At 64.4% G+C, this 24,972-nt stretch carries 26 protein-coding genes and 2 tRNA genes (1 of these 28 only partly in view); 4 read left to right on the top strand and 24 right to left on the bottom strand.

The features are described 5' to 3' along the window. Nucleotides 1-22: transfer RNA gene (locus RT131_RS07160), tRNA-Arg, on the top strand; it begins 155 nt to the left of the window's first position. Nucleotides 23-663: 641 nt separating this feature from the next. Here RT131_RS07160 and RT131_RS07155 read toward each other — a convergent pair. The 15 genes from RT131_RS07155 to rlmE all read right to left on the bottom strand — a co-directional run bounded on the left by RT131_RS07155 (nt 664) and on the right by rlmE (nt 15,504). Further along, a tRNA-Ser gene (locus tag RT131_RS07155) sits at nt 664-756 on the bottom strand. 76 nt (nt 757-832) lie between these two features. Continuing rightward, a complete protein-coding gene (csrA, locus tag RT131_RS07150) occupies nt 833-1,036 on the bottom strand; it encodes a carbon storage regulator CsrA (RefSeq protein ID WP_057628248.1) in 204 nt (67 codons plus the stop codon). 139 nt (nt 1,037-1,175) lie between these two features. Next, nucleotides 1,176-3,827: an alanine--tRNA ligase gene (gene alaS / locus RT131_RS07145; RefSeq protein ID WP_313171573.1), complete on the bottom strand. Its 2,652-nt coding sequence runs from the start codon at nt 3,825-3,827 to the stop codon at nt 1,176-1,178. Nucleotides 3,828-3,936: 109 nt separating this feature from the next. Beyond that, nucleotides 3,937-4,428: a recombination regulator RecX gene (gene recX / locus RT131_RS07140; RefSeq protein WP_313171571.1), complete on the bottom strand. Its 492-nt coding sequence runs from the start codon at nt 4,426-4,428 to the stop codon at nt 3,937-3,939. 127 nt (nt 4,429-4,555) lie between these two features. Beyond that, nucleotides 4,556-5,593 carry a recombinase RecA gene (gene recA / locus RT131_RS07135; RefSeq protein WP_313171569.1) on the bottom strand — a complete coding sequence of 346 codons (1,038 nt, stop codon included), beginning with the start codon at nt 5,591-5,593 and terminating at the stop codon, nt 4,556-4,558. A 232-nt stretch (nt 5,594-5,825) separates the two neighbouring features. Next, nucleotides 5,826-6,473 (bottom strand): transcriptional repressor LexA, encoded by a 648-nt coding sequence (gene lexA / locus RT131_RS07130; RefSeq protein WP_313171568.1) that lies wholly within the window; start codon nt 6,471-6,473, stop codon nt 5,826-5,828. Between the two features lie 51 nt (nt 6,474-6,524). Further along, on the bottom strand, nt 6,525-8,204 hold the full coding sequence (gene ubiB / locus RT131_RS07125) for a 2-polyprenylphenol 6-hydroxylase (protein ID WP_313171566.1): 1,680 nt from the start codon (nt 8,202-8,204) through the stop codon (nt 6,525-6,527). 35 nt (nt 8,205-8,239) lie between these two features. Next, on the bottom strand, nt 8,240-8,734 hold the full coding sequence (locus RT131_RS07120) for a CinA family protein (RefSeq protein WP_313171564.1): 495 nt from the start codon (nt 8,732-8,734) through the stop codon (nt 8,240-8,242). 207 nt (nt 8,735-8,941) lie between these two features. Further along, on the bottom strand, nt 8,942-10,252 hold the full coding sequence (gene hflX, locus RT131_RS07115) for a ribosome rescue GTPase HflX (protein ID WP_313171562.1): 1,311 nt from the start codon (nt 10,250-10,252) through the stop codon (nt 8,942-8,944). A 14-nt stretch (nt 10,253-10,266) separates the two neighbouring features. Continuing rightward, nucleotides 10,267-10,548 carry an RNA chaperone Hfq gene (hfq, locus tag RT131_RS07110; RefSeq protein WP_313171558.1) on the bottom strand — a complete coding sequence of 94 codons (282 nt, stop codon included), beginning with the start codon at nt 10,546-10,548 and terminating at the stop codon, nt 10,267-10,269. Between the two features lie 92 nt (nt 10,549-10,640). After that, nucleotides 10,641-11,594, bottom strand: a complete 954-nt coding sequence (miaA, locus tag RT131_RS07105; protein WP_313171556.1) for a tRNA (adenosine(37)-N6)-dimethylallyltransferase MiaA — start codon at nt 11,592-11,594, stop codon at nt 10,641-10,643. Continuing rightward, nucleotides 11,594-12,490, bottom strand: a complete 897-nt coding sequence (gene folP / locus RT131_RS07100) for a dihydropteroate synthase (RefSeq protein ID WP_313171554.1) — start codon at nt 12,488-12,490, stop codon at nt 11,594-11,596. The genes miaA and folP overlap by 1 nt, the downstream gene beginning before the upstream one ends. Before the next feature lie 95 nt (nt 12,491-12,585). After that, entirely contained in the window at nt 12,586-12,774 is a 189-nt protein-coding gene (locus RT131_RS07095; RefSeq protein WP_313171552.1) for a hypothetical protein, read from the bottom strand. Nucleotides 12,775-12,887: 113 nt separating this feature from the next. Then, nucleotides 12,888-14,813 (bottom strand): ATP-dependent zinc metalloprotease FtsH, encoded by a 1,926-nt coding sequence (ftsH, locus tag RT131_RS07090; RefSeq protein ID WP_313171550.1) that lies wholly within the window; start codon nt 14,811-14,813, stop codon nt 12,888-12,890. A gap of 58 nt (nt 14,814-14,871) precedes the next feature. Beyond that, nucleotides 14,872-15,504, bottom strand: a complete 633-nt coding sequence (gene rlmE / locus RT131_RS07085) for a 23S rRNA (uridine(2552)-2'-O)-methyltransferase RlmE (RefSeq protein ID WP_313171548.1) — start codon at nt 15,502-15,504, stop codon at nt 14,872-14,874. Between the two features lie 64 nt (nt 15,505-15,568). Here rlmE and yhbY point away from each other — a divergent pair, with 64 nt between their 5' ends. Beyond that, complete coding sequence (gene yhbY / locus RT131_RS07080; protein WP_313171546.1) at nt 15,569-15,874, top strand: ribosome assembly RNA-binding protein YhbY; 306 nt, start codon at nt 15,569-15,571, stop codon at nt 15,872-15,874. 16 nt (nt 15,875-15,890) lie between these two features. Beyond that, nucleotides 15,891-16,271 (top strand): Mth938-like domain-containing protein, encoded by a 381-nt coding sequence (locus RT131_RS07075; RefSeq protein ID WP_313171544.1) that lies wholly within the window; start codon nt 15,891-15,893, stop codon nt 16,269-16,271. 639 nt (nt 16,272-16,910) lie between these two features. Here RT131_RS07075 and RT131_RS07070 read toward each other — a convergent pair. The 4 genes from RT131_RS07070 to surE are packed head-to-tail and all read right to left on the bottom strand — an operon-like array spanning nt 16,911 to nt 19,771. After that, nucleotides 16,911-17,687, bottom strand: coding sequence for a peptidoglycan DD-metalloendopeptidase family protein (locus tag RT131_RS07070; protein WP_313171542.1), 777 nt, complete (start codon nt 17,685-17,687; stop codon nt 16,911-16,913). Next, complete coding sequence (locus RT131_RS07065; protein WP_313171540.1) at nt 17,684-18,298, bottom strand: YqaA family protein; 615 nt, start codon at nt 18,296-18,298, stop codon at nt 17,684-17,686. Before RT131_RS07065 ends, RT131_RS07070 begins: the two co-directional genes overlap by 4 nt. Before the next feature lie 19 nt (nt 18,299-18,317). Next, entirely contained in the window at nt 18,318-18,995 is a 678-nt protein-coding gene (locus RT131_RS07060; protein WP_313171538.1) for a protein-L-isoaspartate(D-aspartate) O-methyltransferase, read from the bottom strand. Further along, nucleotides 18,992-19,771: a 5'/3'-nucleotidase SurE gene (surE, locus tag RT131_RS07055; RefSeq protein WP_313171536.1), complete on the bottom strand. Its 780-nt coding sequence runs from the start codon at nt 19,769-19,771 to the stop codon at nt 18,992-18,994. Before surE ends, RT131_RS07060 begins: the two co-directional genes overlap by 4 nt. Before the next feature lie 181 nt (nt 19,772-19,952). Here surE and RT131_RS07050 point away from each other — a divergent pair, with 181 nt between their 5' ends. Beyond that, nucleotides 19,953-20,492 (top strand): Smr/MutS family protein, encoded by a 540-nt coding sequence (locus tag RT131_RS07050; protein ID WP_313171534.1) that lies wholly within the window; start codon nt 19,953-19,955, stop codon nt 20,490-20,492. A gap of 149 nt (nt 20,493-20,641) precedes the next feature. On the opposite strand, the gene truD is transcribed toward RT131_RS07050, so the two are convergent. From truD to eno, 5 genes are read right to left on the bottom strand one after another with little or no spacing between them, the layout of a single operon-like run. Continuing rightward, complete coding sequence (truD, locus tag RT131_RS07045; protein ID WP_313171532.1) at nt 20,642-21,733, bottom strand: tRNA pseudouridine(13) synthase TruD; 1,092 nt, start codon at nt 21,731-21,733, stop codon at nt 20,642-20,644. Further along, nucleotides 21,730-22,230, bottom strand: coding sequence for a 2-C-methyl-D-erythritol 2,4-cyclodiphosphate synthase (gene ispF / locus RT131_RS07040; RefSeq protein ID WP_313171530.1), 501 nt, complete (start codon nt 22,228-22,230; stop codon nt 21,730-21,732). Before ispF ends, truD begins: the two co-directional genes overlap by 4 nt. Before the next feature lie 46 nt (nt 22,231-22,276). Continuing rightward, nucleotides 22,277-22,975 carry a 2-C-methyl-D-erythritol 4-phosphate cytidylyltransferase gene (gene ispD, locus RT131_RS07035; RefSeq protein ID WP_313171529.1) on the bottom strand — a complete coding sequence of 233 codons (699 nt, stop codon included), beginning with the start codon at nt 22,973-22,975 and terminating at the stop codon, nt 22,277-22,279. Then, nucleotides 22,972-23,349, bottom strand: a complete 378-nt coding sequence (gene ftsB / locus RT131_RS07030) for a cell division protein FtsB (protein ID WP_293707297.1) — start codon at nt 23,347-23,349, stop codon at nt 22,972-22,974. The genes ispD and ftsB overlap by 4 nt, the downstream gene beginning before the upstream one ends. A 5-nt stretch (nt 23,350-23,354) precedes the next feature. Continuing rightward, entirely contained in the window at nt 23,355-24,647 is a 1,293-nt protein-coding gene (gene eno, locus RT131_RS07025; protein WP_313171526.1) for a phosphopyruvate hydratase, read from the bottom strand. Between the last annotated feature and the right edge of the window lie 325 nt (nt 24,648-24,972).

Raw genomic sequence — 24,972 nt, 5'->3', positions numbered from 1 at the left:
TCGAATCTCTCCGAGCGCACCAATACCAAAAACAGCAGGCATTGCCTGCTGTTTTTTTATGCGTGTTTTTAGCAGACAAGTCCGTAGTGCCGAGCCATGCTCGGCAGAGGCGTTACCGGGAAAGCTCCAGCCGAGCATGGCTCGGCTCTACAGCGGCACCCCATCGCACCCTGCACGCCCTTCAGCGCGCACCAGCGACGCAGGAGCGCGAGCACTGGTAGTGCCGAGCCATGCTCGGCAGAGGCTTTCCCAGCAGCACATCAGCACAGCACCACCCCACCCTACACACCTCCAGAGGCGCATCAGCACCTGCAGGAGCGGCGCAAGCCGCGAAGCTGACACCACTGAAATCACCCGCGCAGGCCCGCAACCTGATCGAGCATCAGCTTCGCGGCTTACGCCGCTGCTACAAAGAAGCGAATGCGCTTCGGCGCAAGTAGCACTGTGCCGCGCCATGCGCGGCAGAGGCATTATCGGGAGGGTCTCTGCCGAGCATGGCTCGGCACTACAGTGCGACCACCAGCACAGCCCCACCGCGCCCTACAGTCGCGCAACCCCATTGCTCGCGCCACACACGACAGCCCCGAGAAAGAAACTCAAGGAGAACGCGAATGAAAAACCCACAGGCACAAAAAAGCCCCGATAAAGGGGCTTTTTTGAAACTGGCGGAGTGAGAGGGATTCGAACCCTCGATAGAGCTTTTAACCCTATACTCCCTTAGCAGGGGAGCCCCTTCAGCCACTCGGGCATCACTCCGTTTCTCTTGCCCCGCTGCGTGTATTCCTAAGCGGGGCGCGAAGAATAACGTTAAACGAGGTGAAAGGTAAACCCCTTATTCGGAAGTTTCTTCACTTCCCGGAGTCGCGGGCTCATCGCCACGCTGGATACGCTGGAAAATCTCCTCGCGATGGACAGCAACGTCCTTCGGCGCGGTAATACCGATACGTACCTGGTTGCCCTTGACGCCGAGCACGGTCACGCTGACCGAGTCGCCGATCATCAAGGTTTCGCCTACTCGGCGAGTCAGGATCAACATTGTGTAAATCTCCATGGAACCGGTGGGTTTCCCACCGGCATTGGCGCGCTTCGAGCTATGCGCCCCACGACAAAGGGGAAAAGACTCCCAATGTTACCGTCAGGGCGCAAACACCTTCAAGGTGCACGACTTGTCACATTCAGGCCAGATGCGGCTTGACCCATGCCACGACGCCCTCAAGGGCCGCCACCAGCTTGGGACCATCCTCACCGCCACCCTGGGCCATGTCCGGACGACCACCGCCCTTGCCGCCGATCTGGGCCGCAACGTGCGCCAGCAACTCGCCCGCCTTGACCTTGCCCAGCGCCGCACCATTCACGCCCGCCACAAGCGCGGCCTTGCCGTCCTGCACACCGGCCAGCACGATGATGGCGTCGCCCAGCTGCTGCTTCAGGCGATCCATCGCGTCGCGCAGCGCCTTGGCATCAAAACCTTCCAGACGCACCGCCAGCACCTTCACGCCGGCCACATCGACCGCCGAGCCGCCGAGATCGGCAGTGGCACCAGAGGCAACCTTGGCCTTCAGGGCTTCCAGTTCGCGCTCCAGCTTCTTCTGCCGCTCACCCAGCTGGCGGATCTTGTCGACCACGTCGCCGACACTGCCGCCGAGCAGCTGCGCCGCTTCGTGCAGGCGCGCCTCCTCGTCGGCCACATAGTCCAGCGCGCCCTGCCCGGTCACCGCCTCGATACGACGCACGCCCGAGGACACACCGCCCTCGGAAGTGATCTTGAACAGGCCGATATCGCCGGTCCGCGAAACGTGGGTGCCGCCACACAGCTCGGTGGAGTACTCGCCCATCTTCAGCACGCGCACGTTCTCGCCGTACTTCTCGCCGAACAGTGCCATGGCACCGAAGTCCAGCGCTTCCTGCATGCCCATGTTGTGCACTTCGGCAGCGTTGTTGGCACGCACCTGCTCGTTGACCTTGCGCTCGATGACGGCCAGTTCTTCGGCGGTGATCGGCTGGAAGTGCGAGAAGTCGAAACGCAGGCGATCCGGCGCCACCAGCGAGCCCTTCTGCTGCACGTGGGTGCCCAGCACTTCGCGCAGGGCGGCGTGCAACAGATGGGTAGCCGAGTGGTTGAGGATGGTGGCGCTGCGACGCGCAGCGTCGACCGCACCCGCCAATACGTCACCAACCTTCAGTGTGCCCTGCTCCAGCTTGCCGACATGGCCATGGAACTGCCCAGCGAACTTCTGCGTGTCACTGACAGCCAGCTTGACGCTGCCAGCCGACAGCACGCCGGTATCGCCGACCTGACCACCGGACTCGGCGTAGAACGGGGTCTGCGCAGTGAACACGATGACCTCATCGCCCGCCTGCACGGCGTCGACCGAACGACCGTCCTTGATCAGCGCGACAACCTTCAGGCCATCGGCCTGCAGGCGGTCGTAGCCGAGGAACACCGTCGGGCTGAGGCTGGCAACAAGTTCGGCGGACAGCGTCACGCCGCCGCCGAACTTGCCGGCCGCACGCGCCGTCTCGCGCTGGTGCTCCATCGAGGCATCAAAGCCGGCCATGTCCACCGTCATGCCACGTTCGCGGGCGATGTCAGCGGTCAGGTCGACCGGGAAGCCATAGGTGTCATACAGACGGAACGCGTCAACGCCCGGAATGACGCCATCGCTGACCTTGGCGGCGACGTCATCGAAAATCTTCATGCCCGAATCGAGCGTTTCGGCAAAACGCTCTTCTTCGGCCAGCAAAGCGCGCACCACGGTGTCGGCCTGCGCCGGCAGTTCCGGATAGGCCTCGCCCATCTGCTCGATCAGGGTCGGCACCAGCTTGTTGAAGAACGGCTGGCGCACGCCCAGCATCCAGCCATGGCGAAGGGCGCGGCGGATGATACGGCGCAGGACGTAACCACGGCCTTCGTTGGACGGCAGCACGCCATCGACGATCAGGAAGGAACAGGCACGGATGTGGTCGGCGATGACCCGCAGCGACTTGTTCTCCAGGTCGGCCATGCCGGTCAGCTCGGACGCCTTGCGGATCAGCGCCTGGAACAGGTCGATTTCGTAGTTGGTGTGCACGTGCTGCAGGATCGCCGCCAGGCGCTCCAAGCCCATGCCGGTGTCCACGCACGGCGCCGGCAGCGGCTGCAGCGAACCGTCTGGCTGGCGATCGAACTGCATGAACACCAGGTTCCAGATTTCGATGAAGCGGTCGCCATCTTCATCCGGCGAGCCCGGCGGGCCACCGGCGATATGCTCGCCGTGGTCATAGAAGATCTCGGTGCAGGGACCGCAGGGACCGGTATCGGCCATCTGCCAGAAATTGTCCGACGCGAACGGCGCCCCCTTGTTGTCGCCGATGCGTACGATGCGCGATTCCGGGATGCCGATCATGTCGCGCCACAGCGCGTAGGCCTCGTCATCGGTCTGGTAAACGGTAACCAGCAGGCGATCGGCCGGCAGCTTCCAGACCTGGGTCAGCAGCTCCCAGGCCCAGGCAATGGCGTCCTTCTTGAAGTAGTCGCCGAAGGACCAGTTGCCCAGCATTTCGAAGAAGGTGTGGTGGCGGGCGGTGTAACCGACCTGGTCCAGATCGTTGTGCTTGCCGCCAGCACGCAGGCAGCGCTGGACGTCGGCCGCGCGCACGTAGCTGCGCTTTTCCGCGCCAAGGAACACGTCCTTGAACTGCACCATGCCGGAATTGGTGAACAGCAGGGTCGGGTCGTTGCCTGGCACCAAGGGTGCCGACGGCACGATGGTGTGGCCCTTGCCCTTGAAGAATTCGAGGAAGTCAGCGCGGATCTGTGAGGTCGTAAATTTGGCAGGTGTATTCATGGGGACTGGCGGTAAGCTGGCAAACGGGTCCCGGCAGCCTGTGCAGGCGCGGGAATTCGGGACAACCGAAACCCTGAAAGGGTATCAGGCCCAGCCCGCCCAGTCCTCATCAGTCCTCGGGATCGTAGCGACTGGCCTGGCGGATGCAGTTGCCATCAAACCCGCGCCGGGCCAATAGATCCGCGGCTTTGCGCCGCTGTGCCAGATCTTCCGGGCCACTGGCACCAAAACGGCGGCATACCAGCTCACGCGCATTTTCGGTCCAATCGCCTTCAAACGAGGCCATGGCGGCCTCGATCAACTCGCTATCCAGTCCGTGGGTGCCCAGCTCTGCGCGGATGTGCAGCGGCCCGTAGCCGCTGGCTGCACGGCTGTGAACCAACGACTGGGCAAAACGGGTGTCATCCTGCCAGCCTTCATCGGCCAGCTTGGCCACCGCCGCATCGACCGCATCAGGATCCACGCCGCGGGACTTGAGCTTGCGGCCAAGTTCCTTGCGCGAGTGTTCACGCCTTACCAAAAGCCCCAAGGCACGCTGCAACGGCGTCTGCTGGCGCCCCCGCTTGCTTTTGCCCGCAGGCTGATCATCGATTTCCGTCATCGTGCCCACCACGCTCTATTCCGCCACGACCAACCCCGCCCCATCCGTGGCGCGGGATCTTCATGGACAAAATGCCGCAGGAGCGGACGACGTCACTGACGATGCGCCGCCCGCCCCCGCGGGAAAATCACTCCTCGCCGTCCTCGTCGTCGCCTTCTTCGCGCGCCGCTTCGGTGGGTTGGAACTTTTCGCGCAGCTCCGCCTCGAGGCGGGCCGCAACCTGCGGGTTGTCACGCAGATAGCCGCGGGCGTTGTCCTTGCCCTGGCCGATGCGCTCCTCGCCGTAGCTGTACCAGGCACCGGCCTTGTCGACCAGCTTGGCATCCACGCCCATGTCGATCAGCTCGCCTTCGCGGGAGATGCCTTCGCCATAGAGGATTTCGGTGATGACCTGCTTGAACGGAGGCGCCAGCTTGTTCTTGACCACCTTGATCTTGGTCTGGTTGCCAATGATCTCGTCGCCCTTCTTGATCGCACCGATACGGCGGATATCCAGGCGCACCGAGGCGTAGAACTTCAGCGCGTTGCCACCGGTGGTGGTTTCCGGGCTCTGGCCCGGCATCATCACGCCGATCTTCATGCGCAACTGATTGATGAAGATGACCAGCGTATTGGAGCGCTTGATGTTGCCGGTCAGCTTGCGCAGCGCCTGGCTCATCAGGCGGGCCTGCAGGCCCGGCAGCTGGTCGCCCATTTCGCCTTCGATTTCAGCACGCGGGGTCAGCGCGGCAACCGAGTCGACCACCACGATGTCCACCGAGCCCGACCGCACCAGCATGTCGGCGATTTCCAGCGCCTGCTCGCCGGTGTCCGGCTGCGACAGCAGCAGGTCGTCTACATTGACGCCCAGCTTGGCCGCGTAGATCGGGTCCAGTGCGTGCTCGGCGTCGATGAAGGCAGCGGTGCCGCCCAGCTTCTGGCATTCGGCAATGGCCTGCAGGGTCAGGGTGGTCTTGCCGGAGGATTCCGGACCGTAGATCTCGACCACGCGGCCCTTGGGCAGACCGCCGATGCCCAGTGCGATGTCCAGCATCAACGAGCCCGTTGGGATCACTTCGACGGGTTCGACAACACGGTCGCCCATACGCATTACCGAGCCTTTGCCGAACTGCTTTTCGATCTGACTCAGTGCGGCGGTAAGTGCGCGCTTCTTGTTCTCGTCCATCGTGTTCGTCCTCGGGGTTGATTTCGTTGATTTCGTCATGGGGTCCACTGTAGGGGTGTCGTATCGCACAGGCTGAGACTGCAACCGAGACGACAAAATTATTTGGCCGACAAGGATACCGACAGCAGCCCAAACACCCGCCCTACGTAAGGAAAACAGTCAGTTGCGGCTGCGAAATGCGCAGATCCCGGCTCAGCTGGTTTCAATTCCGCGCGCCTCACACCGGCCGGTTTCAGCGATTTGGCCTGAGCAGGCCGCAATACAGCCCTTCGATGGAGAAATCCTGATCGGGCAGGACCTCGATCGGCGCGTAGTCCGGGTTGCGCGGCAGCAGGCGGATCCGGTCCTTGGCGATCTTCAGCAGCTTGACCGTGATCTCATCGTCGATGCGGGCGACCACGATCTGCCCGGAAACGGCATCACGGGTGCGATGCACACCGATCAAGTCGCCATTGAAAATGCCTTCATCGATCATCGAATCACCCTGCACTTTCAGCAGGTAATCCGGCGCCGGCGAGAAGAACACCTTGTCCAGCACGACGTAATCGTCCGAGCCGATGTCCGCGCCAATCGGCAGACCAGCAGCGACCCGACCCAGGATCGGTAGGCGCAGCACATCGTCATTGGCAGCCTGCACAGGCGCATGCGACTCGGCATCGCCCTCGCCTTCCTGACGCAGCAGGCGGATGCCGCGGGCACGGCCGGGAACGCGCTCGATGGCGCCAGCCGCTTCCAGTGCGTCCAGGTGGTACTGGGCCGAGCGCACACCCTTGAAACCAAAGGCGCGGGCGATCTCGGTCTGCGATGGCGGCATGCCCTCGGCCTCGATGCGCTCAGCGATCAAGTCGAGGATGGCCTGCTGGGTGTCGGTGAGGTTCATGGTTAGTAGTATTACTACTAACAAAAAGATCTGCAAGCCCCTCGGCGAAGATCAGTGGTGGCGACCGCTGCGCCAGATCGAGAACAGTATCCACACCCCGCAAATGCCCGCACCGACGAAGCCGCCCAGGCCGAGCGCCAGGAACCAGCGGCTGGAAAGCCCACCTACGCTGTGCATCACGATCGAGGAGCCAATGATCAAGGCAGCCGTAATGACACCGACCACCAGGCGGTTGGCGGCCCGGTTCACCTGATCGCCAAAGCCCTGCAACGCCGTGGTTTCCACGCGCAGCTTCAACTGCCCGCGCCTTGCAGCCTGCACCAGCCGGCGTAGATCGCGCGGCAGTTCACCGGCGAGATCCAACATCCCAAGCAGGCTGCGGCGGCCACGCTTGAGCAGCGCCTTGGGTGCATAGCGCTGCAGCACCACCCGTTCCAGGAATGGGCGCGCCGCACTGGCCATGTCGAAGTCCGGATCCAGCTGCCGGCCCATGCCTTCCAGGGTCAGGAAGGCCTTGATCATCAGCGCGAGGTCGGCCGGCAAGGTCAGGCTGTAGCTGCGCAGCAACTGGGTGATGTCGCCGAGCATCAGGCCGATGCGCAGGTCCTTCAACGGTACGCCGCAGTATTGATCGACGAATTGGCTGATGTCCTGCTGCAGGCGCGCTTCATCCACCTCCACGCCGCCGGCCCAGTCCAGCAGTACGTCGGCAACCACCTGCGGCTCCTGCTCGACCAGCCCGTGCAGCAGCTGCGCGACCTGGAAACGGCGCGTTTCGGACAGCGCACCGACCATGCCGAAGTCGATCACGCCGATGCGGCCGTCGCGCATGTAGAAAATATTGCCGGGATGCGGATCGGCATGGAAATAGCCGTCTTCCAGCACCATTTTCAGCACGATATCGGCGCCACGCCGGGCCAGCGCTGCACGATCCAGACCGGCGTCGTCGACGGCCTCCAGCTTGCGGCCGGGAATGCCATCAACGAAGTCCTGCACGTTGAGGCTTTCGCAGGTCCACTGCCAGTGCACGCCGGGAATCAGGATGTCATCGCGGCCATCGAAGTTGCGTGCGATGCGCTCGGAATTGCGGCATTCGGCGGCGAAATCCATCTCGCTGCGCAGCGACTGGGTGAACTGCTGCACCACTTCCGCCGGCCGATAGCGGCGCAGATCCGGCAGGCGTGCCTCGACGATCTCAGCCAACCGCGCCAGCAGCCGAAGGTCTGCTTCAACCACGTCGCGAATGCCGGGCCTGCGCACCTTCAGCACCACTTCGCGGCCGTCGTGCAGACGTGCGCGATGCGCCTGCGCCAAGGAGGCGGCAGCCATCGGGGTTTCATCCAGGAAGGCGAACACCTGCGCTGGAGGCGCTCCCAGATCGGCCTCCAGCTGCTCGCGGATCGCGACATAGGGCAGCGCAGGCACTGCGTTCTGCAGCTCGGACAGCTCGGCGATCCACTCCGGCGGCAACAGGTCCACGCGTGTGGCCAGCACCTGGCCAAGCTTGACGAAGGTTGGCCCCAGTTCCTGCATCGCGCTGCGCACGCGTACTGGCGCGGTCATCCGCAGCATCTGCTGGCTGTCGTTCCAGCGCACCAGCCGGCCCGCGCGTTCCAGTACCGAAGCCAGGCCCGTACGCCGCACCACGTCGCCGAATCCATAGCGGATCAGGACTGCCGCTATTTCCTGCAAGCGGCCCAGATCACGTACCGTGCCCAGTGTTTCCCACATCGCAACTTATCCCGGTTGGTGGCCGGACCAGCATGTCACAGATGCTCGTCGATGCCCCGCAATGCCGCCGCTACGGTTTGCCGCCGTATGGCATCACGGTCGCCATCGAACTGGAACAACTGCGCACGCGCGTAGCCACCGCGGCGCTTCCAGCCTATCCAGACGCTGCCGACCGGTTTGTCCGGGCTACCGCCGCCGGGGCCGGCGATGCCGGTCACCGCCACCGCGATGCCCGCACCGGAGTTGATCAGCGCGCCGGCCACCATTTCCAGCACGGTTTCGCGGCTGACCGCACCGAACTGCTCCAGGGTCTGCGCGCGGACGCCAAGCAGACGCTGCTTGGCTTCGTAGCTGTAGACCACCATGCCGCAGTCAAAAAACGCAGAGGAGCCGGCGATATCGGTCATGCTCTTGGCAATCCAGCCGCCGCTGCAGCTTTCCGCAGTCACCAGCTGCAACGCGGCGTGCTGCAGGCGTTCGCCGAGCGCGGCGGCCAGGGCATTGAGATTGGCATCGGTTGGATTGGACATTGCGATAGGGGGGGCTGGACGAGAACCCTTATGTTTTACCGCAGATGACGCCCGCATGGGAGTTGTAGGAGCGGCGTAAGCCGCGAAGCCGACACATCATCAGATTGCACGGGTGCTACCAGCTTCGGGAACCCCTGCTTGGCGGCTCACGCCGCTTCTGCAAAACAAGACAGCCGGCACGAGGCCGGCTGTCTCTTTCCGCCCGAATCACCATTCGGGCAGCTTTTCCGGCAACAGCGGGCGGATCACCGCGCCGTCTTCGCTTGCCGCCAGCTTCTCGGCTTCGGCAATCGGGATATCCACATCGATCAGCCAACCTTCTTCATCAGCCTGTTCGCTGCGGATGACTTCCAGCTGGTGCAGGCGCGCACGCAGGCGGCCAGCACTTGGCGGCAGACGGATCTGGCCGGTGACATGCTGCAGGCCCAGACGCTTGCCCAGTACCGATTGCAGCAGCTCCAGCCCACGGCCATCGCGTGCGGAAACCCATACCCGCTCGCGCCGTGATTCATCCGGCACGCCATCCTGTGCGTCGTGGCGCACTTCGGCACCTTCGATGCGATCGATCTTGTTGAACACCAGCAGCTGCGGCAGGTCACCCGCGCCTACGGCCTCCAATACCTCATCGACTTGGGCGATACGCTCCTCGCGCAACGGATCAGCGGCATCGACCAGATGCAGCAGGAAATCCGCCTCACGCGCTTCGGACAGGGTCGAGCGGAACGCCGCCACCAGATCGTGGGGCAGGTCGCGCACGAAACCGACGGTGTCAGCCAGCATCGCGTTGCCGCCGGGCAGCGTGATACGCCGCACGGTTGGGTCCAAGGTTGCAAACAGCAGATCGGCCGCGTACGCACCTGCGCCGGTCAAGGCATTGAAAAGCGTGGACTTGCCAGCGTTCGTGTAGCCAACCAACGCGATACGCGGCATTTCGCTGCGCACGCGCGCGCGACGCATCTGGGTGCGCTGCACCTCGACCTTTTCCAACCGCTTCTGCAGCTGTTCCACCCGCTTTTGCAGCAGACGACGGTCGGTTTCCAGCTGGGTTTCACCCGGGCCACGCAGGCCGATGGAACCACCGCGCTGACGCTCAAGGTGGGTCCAGCCACGGACCAGCCGCGTGGCGATATGCCGCAGCTGGGCAAGCTCGACCTGCAGCTTGCCTTCATGGCTGTGCGCACGTTGGGCGAAGATGTCCAGGATCAGCCCGGTACGATCAATGACCCGGCGTTCCAGGTAGCGCTCCAGGTTGCGCTCCTGCACCGGGCTGAGCTGATGGTTCACCAGCACCAGATCGGCGCCAGTGGCATCGGCGGCAGCCTTCACTTCCTCCAGCTTGCCGCTGCCGATCAGGGTGGAGGGGTTCGGCCTGTCCATGCGCGCACTGATGGTCGCGGCAATGCTCGCCCCGGCCGAGCGCGCCAGATCGGTGAACTCCTCCAGTACATCTTCTTCCAACCGGCCAACATGCGGCTGGATCAACAGCGCATGTTCGCCCTTCTTCGAGCGGTCAAACATGCGCCGCCACCTGCTTATTCGTTGTCGATATCGTCATCGCTTGCCTGAGTTCCATCACCCGACTGCACGTAGCCACCACCCGGCCCCACGCGCACGTTGCGCGCCGGCACCACGGTGGAAATGGCGTGCTTGTAGACCATCTGGCTGACGGTATTGCGCAGCAGCACCACGAACTGGTCAAACGACTCGATCGTGCCCTGCAATTTGATGCCATTCACCAGGTACACCGAAACCGGCACGCGCTCGCGGCGCAACGCATTCAGAAACGGATCCTGCAAAGACTGCCCCTTGGACATCGTCTACTCCTCGTTATTGTTTTTATGGACCGGACCGATGGCGGCATCCCCTGCCCGTCCGGAACCCCGATGGTACACCGCCGCGCGCCCGCTCAGCCTTCCACAAAGCGGGAAACCGCGTTCCGCACACCAGACATGTCCCGAACAGGGTCAAACCAGCGCGCATCCAGCTCACTACGCAGCCAGGTGAGCTGGCGCTTGGCCAGTTGGCGGGTGGCGAACACGCCCTTGTCGCGGAACTCGGCGGCTGTGCCCTGCCCGTCCAGGAACTGCCAGGCCTGCCGGTAACCCACCGCACGTACCGCTGGCAGGTCCAAGGGAGCGGCTACCGCTGCCATCTGCGGCAGCGCGCGCAGTGCCCGCACCTCATCCAGGAAACCGCGCTCCAGCATCAGGTCGAAACGGCGCTCGATGCGCTGATGCAACACGGCGCGATCGGCCGGCGCCAGCACCAGTTTCAGCACCCGCGCGGGCAGGCGCGCGATTCCCGGCATCGCCTGCCAATGGCTGATCGGCTTGCCGGTCAGGCGATACACCTCCAGTGCCCGTTGGATACGCTGCGGGTCGGTGGCATGGATGCGCGCCGCAGCCACCGGATCGACCTCCGCCAATTGCGCATGCAAGGCCGGCCAGCCGCAGACCTCCGCCTCGGCGGCAATGCTCGCCCGCAGGCCGGGATCGGCCTCCGGCATCGGCGACAGGCCTTGCAGCAGCGCGCGGAAATACAGGCCGGTACCGCCCGCCAGGATCGGTACTTTGCCGCGCGCAACGATGTCACGCACGGCCTCGGTCGCATCCGCCGAAAATTCAGCCGCCGAATAGGTCTGCCAGGGATCACGCAGATCCAGCAGGTGATGGCGGATGCCATCCTGCTCGATGGCATCGGGCTTGGCCGCACCGATCTCCAGGCCACGGTAGACCAGGGCCGAATCGACGCTGACAATCTCGCCGTCGTAAGCCTTGGCCAGGGCAATGGCCGCAGCGGTCTTGCCCGAGGCGGTCGGCCCCATCAAGGCAACGGCCAAGGGGCGCTGATCGATACCCATCAATCCTCGTCCGGCCAACGCGGCATGGCCGGACTGGCAGCCCGCGGGGCCGGCACCGCATCAAACGCAGCCAGCACCTTGAGCGCATCGACGGTCGCAGCGACGTCATGCACGCGCACCACCATCGCACCTTTCTGCACTGCCAGCAGGTGCGCGGCCAACGAGCCGGCCACACGTTCGCTGGCCAGCAGCCGACCGGTGACATCACCGATGCAGCGCTTGCGCGAAAAACCCGCCAGCAACGGTGCGCCCAGATCGTTCAGGCGGTCCTGTGCAGCAAGCAGGGCGAAGTTCTGCGCAGTGTCCTTGTTGAATCCATAACCCGGGTCCAGCAGCAGCCGCTTGCGCCCGATGCCCGCCATTTCGGCGGAAAAGATCCGCTCGGCGAGGAAACGCTGCACATCGCCGGCAACGTCAACGTAGGCCTGCGCAATGCCTGCATCGTACGGCCCGCCCACCGCGTGCATCAGCACCACTGCCGCCTTCGACGCGGCAACCACCTCCATTGCCCCAGGCTGCTGCAGGGCCTGCACGTCGTTGATCATGTGCGCGCCAGCGGCCAACGCGGCGCGCATCACCTCCGGCTTGAAGGTATCCACACTCAGCGGCACCGCCACCTGCGGGAGCAAGGCTTCGATTACCGGCACGACCCGATCGATCTCCTCCTGCACGGATACCGGGCTTGCCCCCGGACGGGTGGATTCGCCACCGATATCAAGCAGATCGGCACCTTGTTCCACCAACGCCAATGCGTATGCGACGGCGGCAGCAGTATCCGCATGCTGGCCACCATCGGAAAACGAATCCGGAGTGACATTGACGATACCCATCACCTGCGGCCGATCCAGCCGCAGCGTACGGTCGCCACACTCCAGGGTGGGATGAACATCAAACATGGGCGCTCCAGCACACTGCAACAGCCGCTAGTTTAAGCCAGCGCAGCCACGCCCAAACGCGCGCATGGACAGGCTCGGGACAGCGCGGCAACCGCTCAATCCTTGTTGCGGGCGCGGATCCGGCTGCCGATCAGGCTGAGGATCACGCCCAGCACCACGCCAATGAAGATGCCGGCCAGGAAGTTGTTGGTCTTCACCCCGAAACCGACGCCGGCCACGGTGGCGATGATCATCTCCGGCACGTTGGCCGAGGGTGCCTTGGGCGGCGGCGCGGAATCATTCATGAGGCATAACCAGAGAAAACCAAAGTCCCGCTATTCTCGCCCAGCCTGACCGCAGGCGCATATGAAAACGGGCCGGAAGACCGGCCCGTTGCTGTTGCCTCGACGCTGCCGGCTCAGTGCTGGCCGGCAGGGTCGGTGATCGGCGTGACCGGCTGCGGAGCGTCACCGCCCTTGCCGTCGTCGGTACGGTCGTTGTTGCCGCCCTTGTCCACCCAACCCGCAGGCGGCGACGGCTTGCGGCCTTCCATGATCGCCTTGACCTGCTCGGCGTCGATGGTCTCCCAGTCCAGCAGCGCAGCGGTCATCGCCTCGACGATATCGCGCTTCTCTTCCAGGATCTTGTAGGCAACCTGGTACTGCTCGTCGAGGATGCGCCGGATTTCCGCGTCCACCTTCTGCTGGGTCGCCTCGGAAATGGTCTTGCTGTGCATCCCATAGCCGCCTTCTTCGTCGGCGTAGACCATGGTACCCATCACATCGGACATGCCGTACTTGGTGACCATGCCACGGGCCAGCTTGGTCGCACGCTCGAAGTCGTTGGAAGCGCCGGTCGACATCTCACCGACGAAGATCTCCTCGGCAATACGGCCGCCGAACAGGATCGCCAGTTCTTCCAGCATGCGGTCGCGGTACTTGCTGATGTGGTCGTGCTCCGGCAACTGCCAGGTCACGCCCAGCGCCCAGCCGCGCGGCATGATGGTGACCTTGTGCACCGGGTCGGCCTTGGGCAGCGACATGGCGACGACGGCGTGGCCGGACTCGTGGTAAGCGGTGTTGCGACGCTCATCCTCGCGCATGACCATGCTGCGACGTTCCGGACCCATGTAGATCTTGTCCTTGGCGTCCTCGAAGTCCTTCATGTCGACTTCCTGCTTGTTGCGACGAGCCGCAAACAGGGCGCCTTCATTGATCAGGTTGGCCAGGTCGGCACCGGAGAAACCCGGGGTGCCGCGTGCCAGCACTTCCGGACGCACGTCATCGGCAGCCGGCACCTTGCGCAGGTGCACGCGCAGGATCTGCTCGCGGCCCTTGATGTCCGGCAGGCCGACCATGACCTGGCGATCGAAACGGCCCGGGCGCAGCAGCGCCTTGTCCAGCACGTCCGGACGGTTGGTGGCGGCGATCACGATCACGCCCTCACCGCCCTCGAAGCCGTCCATCTCGACCAGCATCTGGTTCAGGGTCTGCTCGCGCTCATCGTGGCCACCACCCATGCCCGAGCCGCGGTGACGGCCCACGGCATCGATTTCGTCGATGAAGATGATGCACGGCGCGTGCTTCTTGGCCTGCTCGAACATGTCGCGCACGCGGCTGGCACCGACGCCGACGAACATCTCGACGAAGTCCGAACCGGAAATGGCGAAGAACGGCACCTTGGCCTCGCCGGCGATGGCGCGGGCCAGCAAGGTCTTGCCGGTACCCGGCGGGCCGACCATCAGCACGCCGCGCGGAATCTTGCCGCCCAGCTTGGTGAACTTGGAGGGGTCACGCAGGAACTCGACCAGTTCACCGACTTCTTCCTTGGCCTCGTCGCAGCCGGCGACGTCGGCAAAGGTGACCTTGATCTGGTCCTCGCCCTGCAGCTTGGCGCGGGACTTGCCGAAGGACATCGCGCCCTTGGCGCCGCCGCCACCGCCCTGCATCTGCCGCATCATGAAGATCCAGAAGCCGATCAGCAGCAGTATCGGCAGGAACTGCAGCACGATGCCCCAGAAACTCGGGCCAGCCGGTTCCTGACGGGCAACTTCAACATTCTTGGAATACAGCTGGTCCAGCAGCTTGGGGTCAGCCGGTGCATACAGGGCACCGTCGGAACCGTCAGCGCGCTTGAAGCGCAGATGGTTGGTGGTGAGGGTGGTCTTGTCGGTGTATTCGACCGACTTGATCCGGCCCGCGTCCACTTCCTGCAGGAACTGCGTGTAATTGCGGGCGTCGCCAGCAGCCGCTGCGCCGCTGCGCGGGGCAAAGCTCTGGAACACCACCATCAGCACGACGGCGACAACCACCCACAACAGGAGGTTCTTGGTCAGGTCGTTCATCCTCATCGGCTCCGGTGTCCCTCTAGATACTAATTTCTGATAAGTCGTATGGTTGAGCTTACTTCATCTGGCTGCGCTTGCCCTGCCCGAGGGCATAAACCTCAGGTGAACGCTTGCGCGAAGCATCCGGCTTGCGGATGGCGACTTTTTCATAACGACGGCGCAGTTCACGCACGTAGTCATCAAAGCCGACGCCCTGGAACAACTTGATCAGGAACGCCCCACCGGGCTTGAGGTGGTTGTCGGCAAAATCCATCGCCAACTCCGCCAGGTGCATCATCCGCGGCTGGTCAACCGCATCCATACCACTCTTATTGGGGGCCATATCCGACAGCACAAGGTCCACTGGCTGATCGCCGAGCATGGCTTCAAACTGCGATAGGACGGTTTCTTCCCTGAAGTCCCCGTGAAGGAACTCCACGCCCGCCAGCGGCGGCATCTCCAGAATGTCCAGGGCCAGGACGCGACCGGTGTCGCCCATCTGCCTGCGCACCTGCTGCGACCAGCCCCCGGGCGCGGCGCCCAGATCGACCACCACCATGTGCGGCTTCAGCAGGCGGTCACGCTCCAGCAGCTCCTCCAGCTTGTAGGCCGCGCGCGAGCGCATGCCCTCCTTCTGGGCCTTTTTCACAAAAGGATCGGAAAAGTGTTCTTTCAGCCAGCGCTGGCTGCTTTTGCTACGGGAAGGCATCGGCAATGGGGCTCACAGGGGTGGTCATGATACCCTGAACCCCCTTGATTACCTGTAGTCCTGCATGTCCATCGTCCTGACCTCGGCCCAGAACCGATTCCTGCGCGGCATTGCGCACGACCTGAAAGCACTGCTGCAGATCGGCGGCAAAGGGGTCACCCCGGCCTTTTTGGCCGAGCTGGATGAGGTGCTGGAACGCCACGAACTGGTCAAGGTGAAGGTTGCAGCAGAAGACCGCGAGGCCCGCGACGCGCTGATCGATGAGCTGATCCAGGCCAGCGGCGCCGCCTTGGTGCAGCGCATCGGCCATGTTGCCGTGCTGTACCGCCCGGCCAAGGAAAAGCGCCAGATCGTACTGCCGCGCGGCTGATCGCCGAGGAATATCCATGCAGTTCAGTCGCGAACTTCCCGATTACACCTACTCCCTGCGCTCGGCCGATGGCCACCATGCGCAGGTGAATGACCGCGCACTGAGTCGCAGCTTCATCCTTGCGCCGAACAACCTTATAGAGGACTGGCCGGTTGCGTCGGTGGCCGAGTTGCGTGCCGAGGATCTGGAGGCAGCACTGGAGTTGAATCCAGCGCTGGTGATCCTGGGTACGGGTGAGAAGCAGATCTTCCCGCCGGCCGCGATCATGGCGGCCTGCCTGACCCGTGGCATTGGCATCGAGGTGATGAACAACGCCTCGGCCGCACGCACGTACAACGTGCTGGCCGGCGAAAACCGCCGCGTGGTGATGGCCATCATCCTGGAAAGCACCCCGTAGCGCGCAGCCACGCTGCGCCGGTGCATTATTGTGGGAGCGGAAGCTGACGATCAGTCAGCGTGCAGGCCGTCGGCAATCCCAACAACGCCTGATCCGCAGCACCTGCTGGCGAGGCCAAATGCCTCCCTGTAGTGCCGAGCCATGCTCGGCAAGGGCCTTACAGGCAATGCATCAGATGGTTCATCAGCTTCGCGGCTTACACCGCTCCCACGAGTCCGCTGCGTGCTGGCGCAGCACCGGGAAAGCGGCTGCCGAGCATGGCTCGCCACTACAGGAGTTGCGATCTAGCGAGCCAGCGGCTCACCTTTCAGCCAACACACCAGCAGCGTCGACAGGGCCACACAAGCATGGAAGCCGGCGAACGCGACCGGGCTGGTCGTGGGCGGAAACAACAGAAAGCCTGCCGGCAACAGGACTGCCACCAGCGCGTATACCACCCAGCCCTGCCAGGCCAGGGGCCAGCTCCAACCTTGCCCATTACTTGCGGCCTGGAACCAGTACCTCGGCTTCTGCATCTGCCCCCTCTTCAAACATGGATGCGATCACGGCACCGAAGCAATCCCGGCACCGCCCTCGACTATTGGGTCTGACATATCTGCTGCGGGTCCCGCCCGATGATCAGGACGGGACCGCAGACATCTAGCGGCTCGGCAGATAGACCAGCGGATCAACCGGCTTGCCGTTGTAGCGGATCTCGAAGTGCAGCATGTCGCGCGAGGTGCCCGTACGGCCCATCTCTGCAATCTGGTCACCGGCCTTGACGCTCTGACCTTCATTGACCAGGCGCTTGCGGTTGTGGCCATAGGCCGACAGCCACTGGTCGTTGTGCTTGATGATGATCAGCTCGCCATAGCCCACCAGGCCAGCGCCGGAGTACACCACCACGCCAGGGCCCGCGGCACGCACTGCCTGACCACTGCTGCCTGCGATATCCACGCCCTGCTTGGTGGCTTCACCGGCGACGAAGCGCCCGACCAGGGCACCGTCAGCCGGCCAGCGCCAAGCAATGCCACTGTTGACCGGCGTAGGCGTCGCTGCCGGTGGCGGCGTAGCCGGACGGGTGGTGCTCGTCGTCGAGCCGGTGCCCGCCGGCCGACTGGCCGTCGCACCGCCCGGGTACAGCCGCAGGGCCTGACCCGGGTAGATCGTGTAAGGCTCGGACAGGCCATTCCAGGCCGCGAGATCACGCGGGGTGATGTTGTTGATCCGGGCAATGCCGAACAACGTATCGCCACGTCGCACGATTGCGGTCTGCCCAGGCTTGGCCACGGAGGTGCGCGGCGTGGTCGAGGTGGACGTGCCCGAGCTGCCGCCCGAGGGCTTCACTACCGTGGCGGTACCGCACGCCGCCAACGAGACCACTGCCAGAACAGCCAGTGCCCTGCCCAAGCCCTTGCCCAACATCAATGCATTCATGCGAATTTAGCCCTCCAGACCAGCCATGCCACCAGGCCCACCACCAATGCGGTGGCAATCCAGCCCAGCGGCTCAATCCAGCGCCGCAACCGTTCAGCCGCCTGTGCGCCGCCGAAGCGGATCACCGCCGCCAACAAATAAACCCGCTTGCCGCGCCCAACCAGCATGCTCAACACATACTGCGGCAGCGGCACGCCGACGATACCCGAGGCCCATGTGAAGACCTTCATCGGGATGGGCATGAAGCCGCCCAGCACCAGGAAGGTAAACACCGCCCACGGCGACTCCGCCATCTTGGCCTGCAGGGTCGCGATGCCGCTTTCAATGGCCGGCAGCATGCCCATCGCCTCGAACATCGGCTTGAGCACCTCGAACGCATAATGACCCAGTGCATAACCGACCATCGCACCGGCCATCGAGCCAATCAGGCTCAGCGTCGCGAAGCGCCAGCCCTTGCGCGGCTGCGCCACGCACATCGGCATCAGCATCACTTCCGGCATCACCGGGAAGATGATGGCCTCGATGAAACTGAGCACAGTCAAATAGGTAGGCGCGCGCTCATTGGCGGCCCATACCATGGCGCGGTCGTATAACGGCCCGAAGATCTTCATTCCGTGAGTAGTCCTGTTCTCAGTCCAGCATGCCCGGCAACAACGGTACGAAACTCACCGGTGCCAGTTCTTCCTGGGTAATGGTGCCATCGGCCTGCCGGGTCAGTTGCAACAACACCTGTCCACCCGGCCCGCCAACCGGCGCCACCAGGCGCCCGCCCACGGCCAACTGGTCGATCAAGGCATCCACCAGCGCCGGCGCAGCCGCGGTCACCACGATGGCATCGTACGGCCCGTGTTCGGGCCAGCCGATGCGGCCGTCGTCATGCTTGGTACGGATGTTCATGCCCAGATGCCGGAAACGCTTGCGCGCCTGCCGCAGCAGGTCGCCGATACGCTCGACGGTGAACACCTCCAGCCCCAGCGCCCCCAGAATGGCAGCCTGGTAGCCCGAGCCGGTACCAACTTCCAGTACCTTTTTCGGCGCAACCGCCAGCACCACCTCGGTCATTCGCGCCACCACCCAGGGCTGGGAGATGGTCTGGCCATGGCCGATAGGCAGAGCGGTGTCCTCGTAGGCGCGTGAGGCCAGCGCCTCATCAATGAACAGATGGCGTGGCACCACCCGCACGGCGTTGAGCGTGGCCTCGTCAGCGATGCCCACTTCGCGCAGCCGATCCACCAGACGGTCGCGCACCCGCTGCGAGGTCATGCCGATACCCACGGCCTCCGGCTGCAGGCGCAGGCGCGGCGTCATTCAGGCTTCCCCAGGGTTTCGGTCAGCCCACCCACCCAGCTGGCGACCTTTTCCAGCGCCGAATAGCGGGTCAGGTCGACCTGGATCGGGGTGATCGAAATATGCCCGGTACGCACCGCATGGAAATCGGTGCCAGGACCAGCGTCCTGCTCGCTGCCGGCCGGGCCGATCCAGTACACGGTGTTGCCGCGCGGGTCGGTTGCCGGAACGCAGGCTTCGGCACGATGACGGTTGCCAAGCCGGGTCACTTCAAAGCCCCGGATCTCGTCCCAGGGCAGGTCCGGCACGTTGACGTTGAGAATGGTGTCCGCTGGCAGGGGATCGGCGATGAGCCGGGACACGATTTCCACCGCGGCGCGTGCGGCGCTGAGGAAATGCTTGGCTTCATGCTTGTGCGTGACCAGCGACACCGCCACCGACGGCAGGCCGAGACCGCGCCCTTCCATCGCTGCCGACACGGTGCCCGAATAGATCACGTCGTCGCCGAGGTTGGCGGCATTGTTGATGCCAGACACCACGATGTCCGGCTCGTACTCGAGCATGCCTGTCAACGCCAGGTGCACGCAGTCGGTAGGCGTGCCCGCGACCGCGCAGGTGTAGTGGTCAATGCGGCGCAGACGCACCGGTTGATCCAGCGTGAGTGAGTTGGAGGCGCCGGAGCGATCACGGTCCGGTGCCACCACGGTGACTTCATGTCCGGCGCTGCGGAGCTGCTCGGCCAACATCTTGATGCCGGGGGCGTCCACACCATCGTCATTTGATACAAGTACGCGCATTAAAGGCCTGGGTTACTGGATCAACACGCGACGCTCCCACTCAGCGCCGCAATCGCCGGAACCTCCGGTTAGTACATCACCGTGACGGACCGACCTGAGCAACCATGATACCGGAATGCGCCGCGGCACTTTCCACCCCCGCAGGGCTTGCCTGCGACTGTGCGCACGTTACGCTGTACAAATGTCGTACCCAGATGAAGAAGATGACGCCGCACTGTTCCGTTCGGCCATTGGCGAGGTAACGCCGATGCGCCAGATGGAGGCACCGGCTGCGGGCAAGCCACGGCCCAAGCCGCGCGCGCGCATGGCCGAGCAGGATGAATCCGAGGCATTGGGTGAATTCGCCCGCCTGTTACGTTCCAGCAAACCCCTGGAAGCCGGCGACAATGCCAGCTACCGCCGCGACAATCTGCCGCCGCAGATGTTCCAGCGGCTCAAGCGAGGCCAGTATTCCGTACAGGACGAACTGGACCTGCACGGCGCCACCGCCGCCCAGGCCGAAAACCTGCTGCGCCAATTCCTGCTGGAGGCACGGGCGCATGAACACGGCTGCGTGCGCATCATCCACGGCAAGGGCCTGCAGTCAGATGGCGGCGCGCCGGTATTGAAGAACCTGGTCGACCGCATGCTGCGTCAACGCAATGATGTGCTCGCATTTCACTCCGCACCGCCCACCCAGGGCGGAACCGGCGCGGTACTGGTGCTGCTGGCCAACCGCTGAAACGACCAAGGCAGGCGGCGGGAACCGCGTTGTAGCTTTGTAGCCCGGGTAAGCGCAGCGCACCCGGGGTTGTTCACATGAGGCTTTGAGGCACCATTGGCCCCTGCCTCCCGGGAGCGCTGCGCTTACCCGGGCTACGCCACGGCCAATCAGTCGGCGGCGCTTTCTTCGCTGGATGGTTCGGCGTCAGGTGCCGGGCCGCCGGCAATTTCATTGCGGCTGGCATCGGTCACGGTGCCCAGTTCATGCAGCACCGCGGTGGCGTAACAGCCAGAAGGCAGCGCAAACGACACTTCCAGTACGTCGTCGGCCCGCCATTGGTGCTGCATCAACAAAGGCTTGAGCCGCAGCGAGCGCCGCTCCTGCTTGAGCCCGGCTTGCTCCAACCCGGCGCGCAAGGCCAGGGCCTGCGCATCGGACAGCGCCTGCTCTTCCAGCGTCCGTGCGGCATCGCTCGAACGCAACTCGCCCACACCCCACAAGGGCGCACTGGGGTGGATGTCGAAACGTGCCAGACGCTCGGCCAACACATCCGTCATCGGCTCCGGTCCGAACACCGAGCGGCTGCCATCCAGCATCCACACCTCGCCTTCCAGCGCGGTGTCCCAGTTGCCCTGCTCCACCCGCGCGGCCAGCACGCGGTTGAACAAGGCCGAGCGCGCGGCCGACAACAGCATCGAACGCTGGTCCTTGCGCACACGGCGGCCAGCAAACATCTGCAGTGCTGCCGGCACATTGCCGCCATCGCGGCCAAAGCGCTGCTCACCAAACCAGTTCGGCAGGCCGCGCGCGGCAACGACCTGCAGGCGCTGCTCAATGGCTGCCTTGTCGCCCTGCACGCCGCGCAACACCAGTTTGAAGCGGTTGCCCGCCAACGCGCCGCGCTGCAGCTTGCGGTTGTGCCAGGTCGAGGCCAGCACGTGCAATTCGTCCGATTCCAGCAGGGCCAGATCCGGCGCAACCCGCTTGGGCAGGTGCACGCTGAAACGCTGCGTGGTCACCGCATGGCGATCCTTCTGCCCTGCATAGCTCACGCCCATTTCCGGCACGCCCGCCCACTGCGCCAGCTGCCTGGCGATGGCCACGGTATTGGCGCCGCGCTTGCGGATGTCCAGCAGCAGGTGCTCGCCTTCGCCGGTTGCCTCGAAGGCGGGGATTTCGTCGACCTGGAAATCTTCCGGCACGCTGCGGATCGCAGCGCTCAGTACCGGCGCGCCGAACGCCAAGGGCAGCGCGGTCATGCCGCCACCAGCAAGGCCACGGCCTGCGCGGCAATGCCCTCCTCGCGCCCGGTGAAGCCCAGCTTCTCGCTGGTGGTGGCCTTGATGCTGACCCGGTCCAGGTCGATCGCCAACAGCTGCGCGACCTGCTCGCGCATGGCCTGCGCATGCGGGCCAACCTTGGGACGCTCACAGATCACGGTGATGTCGACATTGCCAACCACCCAGCCGCGCGCGCGCAGCAGCTCATTGCAATGACTGACAAAGCGGCTGCTGTCCGCCCCCTTCCAGCGCTCATCGGAAGGCGGGAAATGCACGCCGATATCCCCCAACGCCAGCGCGCCGAGCATGGCATCGCACAGCGCGTGCAAGGCGACGTCGCCATCGCTGTGCGCCAGCACGCCACGGCTGTGCGGCACGCGTACGCCGGCCAGCATGATGTGATCACCCTCGCCGAAGGCATGCACGTCATAGCCTTGGCCAATACGGATGGGAGGGAAGGAAACAGGAGAATTCATGGCAGGTACTTCTTGGCAGAGCCGGCGCCACTGCGCCGGCAAGGGATCAGCTGCCGCGCCGCGACAGCTCGAATTCGAAACGGGCCAGGTCAGCCGGAGTGGTGACCTTGAAATTGCTTTCCGCGCCTTCGACCAGCAAGGGCCGCACGCCCTGACGCTCCATCGCCATGGCCTCGTCGGTGACGTCGACGCCGGCTGCAGCCGCATCGAGCAAGGCCCGGGTCAGTTGATGACGACGGAACAGCTGCGGGGTGAGCGCGCGCCACAGACGCTCGCGCGGCTCGGTGCAATCAATGCCGCCGTCGTCCCCGGCACGCTTGAGGGTGTCGCGCACAGGCGCAGCCAGGATGCCGCCGACAGGATCGGCACGGCCCACTTCCAGCAGGCGGCTCAGATCAGCGGCCGCCAGATTCGGCCGTGCTGCGTCATGCACGAGCACGAAGTCGTCGGCACGCACGCTGTCCGGCAAAGCCTGCAGGCCAGCCAACACTGACGCTGCGCGGGTCTCTCCTCCCACGCAGGTCAGTACGGGCTTGTCGGCGAACGAGCTCCAGCCCGGCCAGTCGGCGTCGTTCTCGGCAATGGCCACCATCACCCCGGCCACGCCGGGATGCGACAGCAAGGCCTGCAGGGTATGCGCCAGCAGGGGCTCACCCTCGGCCAACAGGTATTGCTTGGGCATCGGCCCGCCAAAGCGGGTACCGCGCCCGGCGGCCGGCACCACTGCCCAGGTCTGCACGATCATGGGATGTTCTCCGGCGGAGACTGCGGGTCGCCCTGCCCTGCTGCCGCTGCATTGGCAGGCGTGGCGGCGGGCGCAACCGGGGCCGCCACCGGCGCATCCTCGACCACCCGGTAGAACTTCTCACCGGGTTTGATCATGCCCAGCTCGCTGCGCGCACGCTCTTCGATGGCCGCCTCGCCGTCCTTCAGATCCTGGACTTCGGCGGCCAGCGAATCGTTGCGCTGCTGCAGACCATCGTTGTCACGTTTCTGGTTGGCCACCTGCGCCTCGAGCATCATCACTTCGCCCGAGTTGCCCTGGCCAAACCAGAAGCGGTACTGCAGCAATGCCAGCAGTACCGCCAGCACCAGCAGCAGCCAGCGCCAATTACGCATGACGATCAGCGCTTGAGCGAGACAAACGCGTCACGGCCAGCGTAGCGCGCGCCGCTGCCGAGGGCTTCCTCGATGCGCAGCAGCTGGTTGTACTTGGCCACGCGATCGCTGCGGCACAGCGAGCCGGTCTTGATCTGGGTGGCGGTGGTGGCCACGGCGATATCGGCGATGGTGGTGTCTTCGGTTTCACCCGAGCGGTGCGAGACGATGGCGGCATAACCGGCCTTGTCGGCCATGGCGATCGCTTCCAGGGTCTCGGTCAGGGTGCCGATCTGGTTGACCTTGATCAGGATGGCGTTGGCGGTGCCCGACTCGATGCCTTCGGCAAAGATCTTCGGGTTGGTCACGAACAGGTCGTCACCCACCAGCTGCACCTTGTTGCCGATGCGCTGGGTCAGCAGCTTCCAACCGGCCCAGTCGTTCTCGGCCAAGCCGTCTTCGATGGTGATGATCGGGTACTGCGCGGTCCAGTCGGCCAGGAAGTCGACGAACTGCTCGGAGGTCAGGCGCTTGTTCTCGCCGACCAGGTTGTACTTGCCGTTCTCGTAGAACTCGCTGGAGGCGACGTCCAGGCCCAGCAGGATGTCTTCGCCGGCGGTGTAACCGGCCTTGCCGATGGCTTCCAGAATGGTGTCCAGCGCTTCGACGTTGCTGCGGAAGTCCGGTGCGAAGCCGCCTTCGTCACCCACCGCCGTGCTCAGGCCGTGGCCCTTGAGCACCGACTTGAGCGCGTGGAAGATCTCGGTGCCAGCACGCAGCGATTCGCTGAACGAGCTGAAGCCGACCGGCAGCACCATGAACTCCTGGAAGTCCACGTTGTTGTCGGCATGCGCGCCGCCGTTGATGATGTTCATCATCGGCACCGGCAGCGACGGTGCAACGCCGGTCTTGGCGCCCAGGTACTGCCACAGCGCCTGCTTCTTCGAGGCCGCAGCGGCATGCGCGGCCGCCATCGAAACACCGAGCAGCGCGTTGGCGCCCAGGCGGCCCTTGTTCTCGGTACCGTCCAGATCGATCAGGCGGCGGTCCAGACCCTGCTGGTCTTCGGCATCAAAGCCGACCAGGGCCGAGGCGATCGCGCCATTGATGTTGGCAACGGCGTTGCGCACGCCCTTGCCCAGGTAGCGGGTCTTGTCGCCATCGCGCAGTTCCACGGCCTCCTTGGTACCGGTCGAAGCACCGGACGGAACGGCGGCGCGGCCGAACGAGCCGTCGGCCAGGGTGACTTCGGCTTCCAGCGTGGGGTTGCCACGGCTGTCGAGGATTTCACGGGCGTGGATCTTGGCGATATTGGTCATGTCTGGGGGTCAGGCTCGTCTAGGTGCGTCGGGTTGTCGACGGGGAACACAAAAACCGTGCCGCAGTTTAGCCGAAGCGCGGGCCGACGCGGCGCGTTGCTTTCGCCTGAAAGCGGCCGGGACGCTGAAACGGACAAGGCCCGCGCAGGGCGGGCCTTGTTTGGGCGTTGCACCGGTAGTGCCGAGCCATGCTCGGCATGGGGCATTACCGGTAAAGCCTCTGCCGAGCATGGCTCGGCACTACCTGTTCGTTACCCTGGGAAGGCCCCTTGCCGAGCATGGCTCGGCACTACCTGTTCGTTACCCTGGGAAGGCCCCTTGCCGA

Origin of the sequence: Stenotrophomonas sp. (assembly GCF_032066555.1) — a bacterium.
Taxonomy (GTDB): domain Bacteria; phylum Pseudomonadota; class Gammaproteobacteria; order Xanthomonadales; family Xanthomonadaceae; genus Stenotrophomonas.
The sequence above is the reverse complement of the archived record's forward strand: the minus strand, read 5'-3'. Positions and strand labels throughout refer to the sequence as shown.